Source organism: Methanococcus voltae (assembly GCF_017875395.1).
Taxonomy (GTDB): Archaea; AGJL01; Methanococci; order Methanococcales; family Methanococcaceae; genus Methanococcus; species Methanococcus voltae_C.
In genome coordinates, this window is the sequence record NZ_JAGGMO010000001.1 from 86,646 (window position 1) to 99,766 (window position 13,121).

General features: G+C 27.4%; 13 protein-coding genes. 10 read left to right on the forward strand and 3 right to left on the reverse strand.

The window, feature by feature from the left end; translation table 11 throughout:
* The first annotated feature begins 83 nt into the window (after nt 1-83).
* The 3 genes from J2127_RS00340 to J2127_RS00350 all read left to right on the forward strand — a co-directional run bounded on the left by J2127_RS00340 (nt 84) and on the right by J2127_RS00350 (nt 3,529).
* Nucleotides 84-725: a thymidylate synthase gene (locus J2127_RS00340; protein WP_245326391.1), complete on the forward strand. Its 642-nt coding sequence runs from the start codon at nt 84-86 to the stop codon at nt 723-725.
* A 183-nt stretch (nt 726-908) separates the two neighbouring features.
* Complete coding sequence (locus J2127_RS00345; protein WP_209590482.1) at nt 909-1,115, forward strand: hypothetical protein; 207 nt, start codon at nt 909-911, stop codon at nt 1,113-1,115.
* A 341-nt stretch (nt 1,116-1,456) separates the two neighbouring features.
* Nucleotides 1,457-3,529 carry a UvrD-helicase domain-containing protein gene (locus tag J2127_RS00350; RefSeq protein WP_209731485.1) on the forward strand — a complete coding sequence of 691 codons (2,073 nt, stop codon included), beginning with the start codon at nt 1,457-1,459 and terminating at the stop codon, nt 3,527-3,529.
* Between the two features lie 50 nt (nt 3,530-3,579).
* On the opposite strand, the gene J2127_RS00355 is transcribed toward J2127_RS00350, so the two are convergent.
* The 3 genes from J2127_RS00355 to nadA form a co-directional block, all read right to left on the reverse strand.
* Nucleotides 3,580-3,963 (reverse strand): DUF473 domain-containing protein, encoded by a 384-nt coding sequence (locus J2127_RS00355; RefSeq protein WP_209731486.1) that lies wholly within the window; start codon nt 3,961-3,963, stop codon nt 3,580-3,582.
* A gap of 127 nt (nt 3,964-4,090) precedes the next feature.
* Nucleotides 4,091-5,017, reverse strand: coding sequence for a proteasome assembly chaperone family protein (locus J2127_RS00360; protein ID WP_209731487.1), 927 nt, complete (start codon nt 5,015-5,017; stop codon nt 4,091-4,093).
* A gap of 183 nt (nt 5,018-5,200) precedes the next feature.
* Nucleotides 5,201-6,148: a quinolinate synthase NadA gene (gene nadA / locus J2127_RS00365; RefSeq protein ID WP_209731488.1), complete on the reverse strand. Its 948-nt coding sequence runs from the start codon at nt 6,146-6,148 to the stop codon at nt 5,201-5,203.
* Nucleotides 6,149-6,517: 369 nt separating this feature from the next.
* Here nadA and asd point away from each other — a divergent pair, with 369 nt between their 5' ends.
* The 7 genes from asd to J2127_RS00400 all read left to right on the forward strand — a co-directional run bounded on the left by asd (nt 6,518) and on the right by J2127_RS00400 (nt 13,053).
* The gene (gene asd / locus J2127_RS00370) at nt 6,518-7,564 is read left to right on the forward strand and encodes an aspartate-semialdehyde dehydrogenase (protein WP_209731489.1); all 1,047 of its coding nucleotides are present in this window, start codon (nt 6,518-6,520) and stop codon (nt 7,562-7,564) included.
* 334 nt (nt 7,565-7,898) lie between these two features.
* On the forward strand, nt 7,899-8,168 hold the full coding sequence (locus tag J2127_RS00375) for a FeoA family protein (protein WP_209731490.1): 270 nt from the start codon (nt 7,899-7,901) through the stop codon (nt 8,166-8,168).
* Between the two features lie 489 nt (nt 8,169-8,657).
* Nucleotides 8,658-8,867: a hypothetical protein gene (locus J2127_RS00380; protein WP_209731491.1), complete on the forward strand. Its 210-nt coding sequence runs from the start codon at nt 8,658-8,660 to the stop codon at nt 8,865-8,867.
* Between the two features lie 426 nt (nt 8,868-9,293).
* Nucleotides 9,294-11,219 carry a ferrous iron transport protein B gene (feoB, locus tag J2127_RS00385; RefSeq protein ID WP_209731492.1) on the forward strand — a complete coding sequence of 642 codons (1,926 nt, stop codon included), beginning with the start codon at nt 9,294-9,296 and terminating at the stop codon, nt 11,217-11,219.
* A 242-nt stretch (nt 11,220-11,461) separates the two neighbouring features.
* Nucleotides 11,462-12,073 (forward strand): adenosylcobinamide-phosphate guanylyltransferase, encoded by a 612-nt coding sequence (gene cobY / locus J2127_RS00390; RefSeq protein ID WP_209731493.1) that lies wholly within the window; start codon nt 11,462-11,464, stop codon nt 12,071-12,073.
* 264 nt (nt 12,074-12,337) lie between these two features.
* Nucleotides 12,338-12,583 carry a PRC-barrel domain-containing protein gene (locus tag J2127_RS00395; RefSeq protein WP_209731494.1) on the forward strand — a complete coding sequence of 82 codons (246 nt, stop codon included), beginning with the start codon at nt 12,338-12,340 and terminating at the stop codon, nt 12,581-12,583.
* A 305-nt stretch (nt 12,584-12,888) separates the two neighbouring features.
* Nucleotides 12,889-13,053 (forward strand): hypothetical protein, encoded by a 165-nt coding sequence (locus J2127_RS00400; protein ID WP_209731495.1) that lies wholly within the window; start codon nt 12,889-12,891, stop codon nt 13,051-13,053.
* Nucleotides 13,054-13,121: the final 68 nt, after the last annotated feature.

Sequence of the window (13,121 nt, forward strand, 5' to 3'; positions counted from 1 at the left end):
TTAAATAATTAAAAAATTAAGCTTAATTTCTGTTTAACTTCAGTTTAAATTTAAGTTTAAATTTAAGTTTAAAAGGTGTTACATTGTTAATTTTAAAAAAGAAATCTGTTAAAAACGCTTTTGAAGAATTAATACCTAAAATATTGAGTGAAGGTATTGATATGACTACAGAAGATGGTCAGAAGTGTAAAGAAATTATGAATACAATTATTGAAATCACCGACCCTGAAAATATGGAAGTGTCTTCAAAATATCCTTTAGGGGAAAATGCGATTAAATCATACACTAATCAGCTTATAAATGGCTGTAGTACGGAATTTGTTTATGATTACCATGAACGTATTTTTGAATATCCAAATCAGGATAAAACCGAGAAATTTGACCAAATTGACTATATTGTAAGTAAGCTTTCAGAAAATCACAGTTCAAGAAGAGCCATAGCTATTACGTGGAATCCTTACATCGATACGCACGTTAAAGACGTTCCTTGCTTACAGTTTATCGAATTTTTGATAAGAAACGATGAATTATACATGACTGTTTTATTTAGAAGCAACGACGCATATTTGGCATTCCACGCTAATGCACTTGGTTTAATTGCACTTGGTCAAACCGTTGCAGATAAATTAAATATTCCATTAAAAAAGTACACACATCACAGTGTTTCAATGCACGTCTATGTTAAAAGAGATATTGATAATTTAAGAAAAGATTTTAAAATTTAATTTTAAATCTAAATTCTAACTTATTTTACGATATACTATCTTATTTTACAGTGAATTAACCATATTGCATTATTTTATCATTACATTATTACCATTATTTTTTCAGCTATTTTCTCAACACCGTAACCCATAAAAACAAAAATTTATATAATTATATACGTGGATAAATGGGGAGGGGAGACTATGACAAATATCCAACCATGTATTGACGAAATTAAAGAATTGATTACACGAAGTTCAGAAGATGATGATCTTAATTCGCTAAAAGAACATTTAAAAATGATTGAAACGCTGTTAAAGCATGAAACTGGCGAAGATTTAGAAAAATTAAAAGAATTACATAAATTTACAGAAGAAGAAATTTTAAGATTGATAAATTCAAAGATTTAAAATATAAGTTAATCTAAGTTACTCTAAAGTAATATAGGGTAATCTACGTTGATTTATGCCCACTTAATCTTAGATATGTTCTTAAATATTTATTTATTCTTATTTTTATTCTTATTTTTATTCTTATTTTTATTCTTATTTTTATTCTTATTTTTTCTTTTTTAAATATTTTCTTTTTTTTAAAATTTATACGTGGTATTGCATTCTGTTAGATACGTTATTAGTATAACAACAGTTTATATACTAATTAAACAATATTTTTAAATAATTTAATAAAATAGAGCAATATATTATTTAAATTTAAAATTTAAATTATAGAAAATTGAGAATTGGGTTTTAAAATGGGAATTGATATAATACCGGATGATTTATACGGGCTTAAAAAGGGCGAACTAAAACTATTAAACAGGATAAAAGAAATATATTCCAAAATTGACAATTATGAAGGCAATAGGAATTGTGTATTGTACTTACAACAGTCTGTGTGTGGCTTAAAACCTGATTTTATATTAATCGATAGTTTTAAAGGCGTTTGTATTTTAGAAGTCAAAGATTGGAAAATAGGATATTTAAAAAACATAAATTCACACCAAGTGGAAACTATAGATAATAAGACTTTTAAAAATCCAATAGTTACTTCAAACATCTATTTTAATACATTAAAAGACTTAATTTACAGTGACGAAGCATTTAAGGGGAAAAACGAGAAAAGTAAAAAAAATAAAATGAATAATATAACTAAAAAAAATGCTAAAAACAGTGAAAATTTAAATAAATTTGAAATGCCCCCTAAGATATACTCGTATGCCGTTTTTAGCAAAATTAAATCAGAAGATATTAAAAAACTCCAAATTAATAAAGTTTTAAATCAGCCTCCATCTAAGTACATAACTTCAGATAAAATTTCAGAATTAACTATTGACGACTTATTTGATAAAAATAAAGATGTAAAGATGTCAAATATTGAATTTAATAGAATTAGGTCTTTATTATGTCCTGAAATATGTATTTGTAATTCAAAACAGAAAATTAAAGATAAAAATCATAATAAAGATAAATCTGCCAAAAAAACCCAAAGTAAAAAAGAAGATTCAAAATTAAAAAAATTAGGTAGTTTGATAAAATTATTTAAAATAATAAATAAAATAAGTAGTAAAGATAGTATCGAAGATATTATAGACTATGAAAAAGATTCTAAGGAATTAATAAAAGTTTTAGATTTAGAACAGGAAAAACTAAGCAAAAAAATACCATCTGGTCATTTTATGGTTACTGGCGTACCGGGCAGTGGTAAAACTGTAATATTACTATCTAGGGCGGTTTTTTTAGCATTGAACAATCCTACTTGGAAAATTAGGATTTTAACATACAATAAAACACTTTCAGAAGAATGTAAGACTAATTTAAAAAATATGTGCGAAAAAATTGGAAATAACGACATATTAAATAATATAGAAGTTTCTACATTCCATAAATTTGCAAAAGAACTTTACTATGAATACAATCAATGTTGTGAATCTGATGAATTTAATAACTTTAAAATAAAGTTTAAAACCGAATCAAAACAGTTTTGGAATTACGAATTACCAAATAAAGTTTTAAATCTTTTGGAAGATAGAATTAATATCAATATGTCATTAAAACAGTACGATGCTGTTTTAATTGACGAATACCAAGATTTTATGAATGAATGGATTAAAATATGCGTAAAATCTTGTAAAAAGTATCCTTATGTCGACTATGCGGGAAAAAATACAGAAGGAATTAACTTATTTTTGGCAGGAGATAGATTGCAGAGCATATATCGTTTAAACGGTCAGAATTGGAAAAGTTTAGGTATAGATATGAGGGGAAGGAGTAAACTGTTAAAATCCACATATCGTACAGGTAAAGAGCATTTAAACTTAGGAATAAACTTTTTAATGAATAATAACGAACTCAAAAACCAGGTTTATAAATTTTACAATGGTACGAATACATTTAGTGTATTAGACGGTAATATTGAATTTTTGAAGGGTAAAAACGAAGTTTTGAACGATAAAATAAAAGAATTGTTGACAAAATTCAAACCTGAAGAAATAATGATACTTTGTAATGACAATAAAAGTTGTGAAAAATTGTATAATAGCCTTGATTCTGATTTAAAAAAGAAATGTAGCTTTTCAAAAAATTTAGAATTTGGATACGTTCGTATTTTAACATTGCACTCTTCAAAAGGTTTAGAATCTCCAGTATGCCTGATTACAAACTTATCAGAAATTAGTAAACCCGCCAATAACGTTCAGGACATATTAAATAGGAAATTAATCTATGTTGGGATTACCCGAGCTTTTGAACATTTAATTTTGCATTCAGAGGACTTTGATAAATCCTATGCAAAAGAATTGCACGATATAGTTTTAAAAAATGAATAAAATAGTAAAAAAGTATTAATTACTTAATTAAGTAATTAAGTAATTAGATATTATCCATAAATTGATTTAATACGTATAAATAAATTTTTAGGGTTTACGAGTGGATAATCCTCATTTTCCGCTACATCCAAACAAACTGCATAACCTAAAAACTCAAACTGTGCGTTTACGACCACAGTTTCATTTTCGTCAGCTTTTTCATCGGTTACGATATTAGTACATAAATCCATGCTAACTAATTTGGCAATTACGCCCTCCGTCCCCACCGTTAAATCACTTTTACGAATACTGGTTAAAAATAATACATCCCCAACTTCAGAATTTGTTAAAACTGAATAATTAGCTATATTTTTTAATACAAACGTTCTAACTTGGTTCTTCAGCAATTCCGAAATCGAATTCCTTGAAATACCTGTTACAGCAAGTGTTTTCATAAATAACCCCCAATATGCAAATATTATAAATTATGGCTTAAAATTTAGTAATTTTTTAAATGTTTATTTTATTATTTTAATTTAATTTTTATTTTATTATTTTTTATTTTATTGTACTATTCATTAATTACATATACATTGGATTTTCAGATTTAGTCATCAATTTTGCGTGTTCCTTAGCAAGATTATTCAGTTTACTTTGTATTTTCTCAGCTTCTTCGATTAATTCATCTATATTAGCGTTTATATCATATTCTTTATTTAATACGCCAATTATTATCGAAGCAGCTTTAGGGTCGGGTCTTAAACCTACGGTTTCCACCAATAAACAGGCTGCAGAGATATTTTGATAGTTGCATTTTAGCATCATGTGTGCAGAAATGCCTCCCACCATTCCTAACTTCAACTTATTCATACCAGTCTCTATTTTGGCATTTACCTCTTCTTGTAAGCTACCATAATTAGTATTTTGATTTGTATCCAAAGTCATAAGTTCTAATTCTTCCAAACTCGTTTCTTCAGGTAAATTATCAAAATTAATGTTGGTTATGGTATTTATATTGTTTTCTACATCTGATTTAGTTTCTTCTTTAGGATCTTTAGCTTTATTTGAGTCTTCCTTATTTTTTAAAGTGTGATTTTGGAATTTCATTAATTTATTTACGATGTTTTCAGAGGTAGATACCCAGTAAACATTTTCCGGGCGCATAGATGCAAACCCTTCCAAGGTTACAACCATTTTAGGTTTTATATCTTTTAATCGTTCCACAGTTACATCTACAAATGGATATATCAATTCACTAGGAATTAAAACGTCGGAAAAGAATACTATCAAATCTTTTCGCCCATAAACCCTAACAGGCGGGTAAGCTACGCTATCTTCTACAATCATTGCTAATGGAAAAAGTGGGTCTTCAAAATATCCTATGTATTCCAAATCCAAATTTTTTATAATGTGGTATGATGAAATGCTTCCTACGAGCCCTACACTCGGAAATCCTACAATTACCAGCGGGTCTTCATAATCCACGGTTTTTAAGCTAATATATTGCATATTTCCCCTCTTTCTATTTAATTTTGTATATATTATTTGCATTACTTACTAAATTAAATTATAAATTTTAAACTATAAATAGCAATATATGTGAAATTAATTAGTAAAAAAGTAAAAATAATATGCAAAATAAAAAATAAAAGAAAGTAAAAATAAAATAAAAGAAAGTAAAAAATAATTTGATTATTTATTTAAGGATAACATTTTATCAATTGCAATTTTTGCTTTTTTGATAATTTCTTCATCCAAATTTACTTCGTATTTCTCTTCAATTAAGCAAGTTTCTATTTTTTCAAGAGTTATGTTTTTCATAGATTTACAAATTGCGTCAGCTCTTAATGGTACAAGATTTTTAGATTTTCCGACTTTTTCAAGTTCAATGTTTAATCTAGAAATCATATCGCATTCTGTTCCAATTATGAAGGTTTCTACGGGAGAATTTAATACGTGTTTTACCATTCCACCAGTACTCATAACGTAATCTGCAATATCTTGCAATTCAGGGTTGCTTTCAGGGTGAATTAATAATTCTGCGTCTGGATATTCAGCTTTTACCCTATTGGCATCCTCTAAAGTATACATTTTATGTACATAGCAATGTCCACCTTTTGGAACGGGAATTATTTTTTTATTGGTTCTTTTTTCCACGAAATAAGCTAAATTATTGTCCGGTCCGAATAATATTTTATCTTCTTCGAATAAATTTACCACTTTATCGGCATTTGCAGAGGTACAGGTAGCGTCTGCCATTGCCTTTGCTGAAGCTAATGTATTAACGTAAATTACAACTTTAGCATCAGGGTGTTCTTTTTTAGCTTGTTCAATTACTTCAGGAGGCAATTGGTGAGCCATAGGGCATTCAGCGTCAACAATTTCCGGTAAAAGTACTTTTTTAGTAGGATTTAAGATTTTTGCAGTTTCTGCCATAAAATCTACACCGCAAAATACTATTATATCGGCTTCTGTTTTCTCTGCGATTACACAAAGCTCTAAAGAATCACCGATAAAGTCAGCTATTTCTTGAATTTCACGAGGTTGGTAATTATGAGCCAAAATTATTGCATTTTTTTGGTTTTTCAATTCATTTATATGGTTTATTAATTTTTCCTTTTTACTGAAACATTCTTTCATGATAACACCGTGTAAGTTTTAAGGTTTAATTTTAGGATTTATGTTTAACTAGTAAATTCGTAAAATTGATATATGACTTATTCATTCAATATTTATAACTACTAATCTAAATAAAAATATTATCATTTTATTTAATTCCATTGTATAAAAAAGTAATCTAAAGTATGAAATCATAGAATACTACGAAATATCCTAGAAAATATGATGAAATTTAAATATTAGAATTCATAATTACATTTAAAAGATTAATTACATTGTTAAGATTATTGTTCTAAAAAATAAAAAAAATAAAAAAATAAAAAAATAAAAATTAAATTAAAGTAAATTAAAATAAAATAAATAATAAAAAACTATCAACTGGTGAACTAAATGAAAATAAACGTAGGAATATTAGGTGCAACTGGAAACGTAGGGCAGAGATTTATTCAAATGTTAGAAAACCACCCTATGTTTGAATTAACTGCTTTGGGTGCATCCCACAGAAGTGCGGGAAAAACTTATGAAGATGCTTGCTATTGGTATCAAACAGAAGCAATACCTGAAGATATTGCTAAAAAAACAGTTGTACCTACAGAAGCTAGCCATCCTGAATTTGAAAATGTAGATATTGTATTCTCCGCATTACCTGCAAATCTTGCACAAACCATTGAACCAGAATTTGCAAAAGCTGGTAAATTGGTATTTTCAAACGCTTCAGCAATGAGAATGGAAGCAGATGTACCTTTAATCATAACTGAAGTTAACCATGAACACTTCAAAATATTAGAAACTCAAAGAGATAACAGAGGATATGATGGCGGTATTGTAACAAACCCTAATTGTTCAACCATTTGCTCATCAATAACTTTAAAACCAATCATGGACAAATTTGGATTGGATTTAGTGAATATTACAACAATGCAAGCCATAAGTGGTGCAGGTTACGACGGAGTACCTTCCATGGCAATATTAGACAATATGATTCCTTACATAGGTGGGGAAGAAGAAAAGATGCAGACCGAAAACTTAAAAATATTAGGTAGTGTTGAAAATGGTCAATTTAAAGACGGTAATTTCAAAATAGGCGTATCTTGCAATAGAGTACCAGTTATTGATGGACACACTGAAAGTATTTTTGTTAAAACTACCGAAGAAGTAGAAATTGAAGAAATCAAAAAAGCTATGGATGAATTTGACCCGTTAAAAGACTTTAACTTGCCAAGCTACGCAAAACCTATTGTACTTAGAAGCGAAAACGACAGACCCCAACCAAGATTGGATAGAAATACCGGTAATGGAATGTCTATAGTAGTAGGAAGAGTTAGAGAAGACCCTATCTTCACAACTAAATACACTGCTTTGGAACATAACACAATTAGGGGTGCTGCAGGTGCTAGCGTTCTTAATGCGGAATTATATGTTAAAAAATATTTATAATTAGCAATATTATTAACAAATAAATGCTAATTTTTTTCTTTTTATTTTTCTTTTTATTTTAATTATTATACTAGTTCTTATTTTTTTATTTTATTTTTTGAGTAGTAACCTTTATATATTAGGTTGTGTATATTAATCATTGTTAAAATATTTAAGTTAACTTAAATATATTAAGCATTATTAATTAAGTGAAGTTATTAAATTTAATAATAGTAAAATTATACTTTAATTTAAAACTTAATCTAAAAACTTAATTTTGTGCCATTATGAGTTAACGTCCATATAGAATAGAAATAAGAAATAAAAACAAAGAGGTATTTTAAAGGGGTAAAATATGATATATTTTGGAAGTCCCATAAAAAGTAATGAAACTAACGAACTTGAAAAACTTGCAGATAAAAGCGTGGGGAAATACACAATCTTAAAAGTAGATAATAACGCTGAAATAAGTTCATCATGCAGGAAGTTAAGGGAAATGGGGATCATTACCGGGAAAAGGGTAAAAGTTGTAATTAACGATAAAAAAGGTCCGTTAACAATAGTAGTTGGCAATACAAAAGTTGCCATTAGCAGGAAGTTAGCAAATAACATTTATGTAAATTAATCAAACAATAAAACTAAACTAAACTAAACTAAAAAAAAGAATTCATTAGTATAATGGTGTATACAATGTATATTGGAAAAAGATATCGTATAATAAGGTTTACTAAATAAACAACTTATATTTCAGTCACAAATTAAAATTAAATTCAATTACAATAGTGTTTTAGTAAATTATATCCTATATTCTAAAAAAATAAGTGAATAAATAATAAATATGATAGACATTTGAAATAAATAATGAAATAAATACAATAGGTTAGTTATATTAGTATATCATATAAAATATAGTCGAAAAAATATTCTGAATAATAGTCGAAATAATTCAAGGTTAGTTGTTAATTAAAAAATAGGAAGAACTATAGAAATAAAATTGAAATAAAATTGAAATAGATGTCACAATTAAAATTAGTTAAACATTTCAATAGTAATATTAATAATATGTATGTAAATATCGTAAGTATGGTAAACATAGTCACAACAGGGACATTTAATGCAAATAATAAACCTTAGGGATAATGTGCAAAAAAATACGAAAAAGGAAAAAAATATGAATGAAAAACGGAACGATAAAGAATCCTTATTTGAAAAGCTAATGGTAAAACTTTCCAAATCAGTTATAAGCGCAAGCTGTGGGAGTTGCGGAAACTGTAAGTTGAAAGAACATTGCCCTTCAAAAAATTCAAAAGAGGATTCTGAGTAATATTGGTAATATAAATTTTGATATTGGTATTTAACATTCTAAATAATACAATACTTTATTGGTAATATTGGTAAACAGTAATCTACATTCACATTTAAACAAACGGATAAAATAATAAAATAATAAAAATACAACAATAGAAAATAAAATAAATAAAACGATTTAACTTAATTCACTACTTTATTAATTATTATTACTTATTAATTATTAAGCATTAATTATTACTTAATAAATAGTCAACAACAAATTCAATTTATAAACTACACCATTATTTCATTTTATGAAATAGGGGTTATTAAAAATAATTACAATTTACACGTTAAAATATCCAAGTACTTATTTTGGATTATAATATGAAAAATTAATTAAAAAAAATTAGAAAGATATAATAAATAGTTTTTAGTGTTTTATATATATGGTGATTATATGGCAAAAATAGCATTTATAGGACAACCTAATGTTGGTAAAACAACCCTATTTAATAGTTTAACCGGTATGAGACAAAAAGTAGGTAACTGGACCGGGGTTACCGTTGAAAAAGTTGAAGGTCATTATACTTACAACAACAAAGAATTTTCATTGGTGGACCTTCCAGGTATTTACTCCTTAATGTCTAATTCCATAGACCAAAAAATTGCAAGGGAGTTTATTGTTGAAAACAAAGATGCAACATTTGTAAACATTATAGATACTCCAAATTTAAACAGGAATTTATACCTTACTTTACAATTAATTGAATTAGGTGTTGTACCCATAATTTGTTTAAATTTAATAGATGAAGCGGAAAAATATGGTATTACCATCGATGATAATAAGTTATCCAAAAAATTAGGTGGAGCCCCAATTATTAGAACATCCGGTAGGTTAAATATAGGCCATAATGATTTAAAAAAAGCTATTGCGGATTACAAAACTAAACCGCCTATCATAATAGAATATTCCGAAATTTTGGAAAATGCAGTCTTAGAAGTAAATAAATTATTAGATAGATTTAATATTGCTGAATTAAACCAGTATCCTAGAAGATGGGTATCATTATCCATATTAGAGGGAGATGCAGAAATAATTTCAAAATTAAATCCTGAATTTATCCACGAATTTGAAAAAATTAAAAATAAAATCGAGTTTGAAATTAAGCACGACGTAGAAAGCTATGTAACAGAACAAAGATACAGCAAATGTGACGAAATATTATCTGATGTATATAATGACAGTGAAGTTCACGATGATATCGATGTAATTCTTGTACACCCGGTCTATGGTCTTGTAATTTTTGCAGCAGTTATGTATTTACTTTACACATTTGTGTTCACAGTGAATGAAATAACCGCAGAATGGGCAGGAATTATAATAGAATACATTAGTGGTTGGATTGCAGCCATAACACCTGCAGCATACCAGGGAATTATAGTAGATGGTATCGTAGGAGGGGTTGGTGCAGTTTTAGAGTTCTTCCCATTGGTATTTGTAATGATATTCTCCTTAGCTACGTTAGAAAATACCGGTTACTTATCCAGAGTAGCTGCATTATTACATAACATAATGTCCAAATTTGGATTAAGCGGTAAATCATTCATACCTTTAGTAACAGGATTTGGTTGTACATTACCTGCGGTTGTAGGCACTCGTTATATCTCAGGATACAAAGAAAGGCTGACAACATTGTTGGTTTCTCCATTTGTGCCATGTTCTGCAAGATTTGTGATTATAGCATTTTTAGCTGCGGCATTCTTCCCTGCTAATCAGACGTTATTCTCCATGTTCATCCTTGCAGTTTCATTCCTTGTGCTTATAGCATCTTCTTGGATATTAAGTAAGTACATTATTAAAGGAGATACTGAAGACTTTGTATTTGAATTACCACCGTACAGGATACCAGATTGGAAGAGTGTATTTAGTAGTACCTGGTCCAAATCAAAAGGATTCTTGAAAAAAGCAGGAACTTTAATTGCTGCAGGTTCTGTGTTATTCTACGCTTTAACCACATACCCTACAGTAGATGCGAGCTATGCTTATATGTTAGGTAACATGCTATCCCCACTCACTTCATTAATGGGTTTAGATGGTACAGCAGGTATCTCATTGATATTTGGTATAATTGCAAAAGAATTGGTTGTTTCAACACTTCAGATATTATATTCTCAAGGTATAGAAAATGCCTTAACTCCATTGACTGGTTTAGTCCTTACCTTAGTATCTGTACTCTACATTCCATGTTTTGCTACAATTGCTACAATATACCTCGAAACTAGAAGTATAAAATGGACTGCATTTTCTGTGTTCTATAACTTAGGTATTGCTTCACTTGTTGGAATAATTGTATACCAAGTCGGTAGATTAATGGGTTTCTAAATTAATCCATTATAGTTTCTTATTTTTATTATTTATTTTAATTTTAATTTTAGTTTTTTAACTTTTTAGTTATTCTTTATTTTTTTGTTCTTTATTTTATTTTATTTTATTTTGATTTAGTAATCTATATATAAAATTGTTACAAATTATATTACAATTAAAAATATAACTTAAATATAACTTAAATATAAAATTGAAAAATAGTTTTTATATGATTTTATTATTCATGATATGGCGATAAAATGGACTCCTTAATAATGGCAGGCGGAAAAGGTACAAGACTTAATTTAAACATTGAAAAACCACTTTTGGAAATTGAGGGAATTAAAATAATTGATGATATGATAAAAAATTTATTAAATTCAGAAATCGAGAACATATACATTGCAGTTTCCCCAAATACACCTAAAACAAAAAAACACATTTTAGAAAATTATTCAAAATACTTGGAAGACTCTAAAAATACTTCTGATGTGAAAATTTGCATAATTGAAACTTCTGGAAAGGACTATGTGCATGATTTGGGTGAATGTATCCCTTATTTTAAATCTTCGTTTTTAACATTGTCCGGAGACTTAGTAAATGTTAAATCGAAAACTATTAATACAATCATTAGGTATTATTCTAATATATGCAAAAAAAATAACGATATAGAAGCTTTATGTGTAGTAACTCGTATTGAAGATTACCCTGCAACACCAACAATTAATTTTGAAGGGTATGTCCCATTAGGCATTAATATTGTAAGCCCTAATGAAAACTATCAAAAAGAAGAGTTATTTGTTCTAAAAGAACCTATATTAAACGTCAATACTATAGAAGATCTTGAAATAGTTATGGGGTATAATTTATAGAATTTCGTTTAATTAGGTATGTAAATGCTTGATATATAGTGTAATATCCATAACATTTTTAAAATATTTGGGCATTTTTTGAGGATATTTACTAAAATATAACTAAAGTATATATAGTATTTAAAGAATAAATATTATTATCTTAAATTTGCCACACATAACAATAATATTAATTACAAAAAATATCGTATATAATAATAATTAAAAAATATAATTTATAGCATAACAGATTATCGTCAAAAATATAGGGCATTAGGTGATTAAATGAAATTATCCTTCAAATCATTATGTGGTAGGTCAATTGTAGGCGACCATGGTAGTATTGTAGGTACTGTTAATGACTTGGTAATAGATGAAAAAACTGGTAGATTAGTTTCATTAAACGTAGAAGTATCAGAACAAAGTGCTATCTACAAAAAAGAACCAAGCGTATTTATACCATACAGAACCGTTTCAGCTGTTAGAGACGTTGTTGTGGTTGATGAATCCAAAATGGCAATAAACAATTAATATTTCTAATTATTGTAATTTCATTTAAATTATTTATCTATTTTAATTCTTTTATTTCAATATTCTTCGATTATTATACTATCATTACTTATTTAATTTTGATGATTAGCTTAGGGTATTTTTATTTTATGATATTATTTTTTATTATTTTATTTTTAATATATTATTATATCCATACATTTAAATATTTTAAAAATATATTTAAATTCATTGATATATCTACACATTTAAATATTATGAATTACAGTATTATAGATATCTAAGTAAAAAAATTACATTAGAGTAGATTAGATTAGTGTGATATTATGATAGTTTGGAATTTGATATGTCCAAAATGCAAAAAAAGACTAAGATATGAGGTAGATGTTTGCCCCTGTATGGCTTCAGAGGTAGAACTACCAAAATGTGAAGTTTGTGGCGAAGAATATACCTTTGAACTCTCAAATACTCGTTTTAAGATTAAAAAATAGGTATTAGGTGTATTAAGTAATGAGTATTTGATAACGAGTATTAGACCTTAAGCATTAAATGATAAACT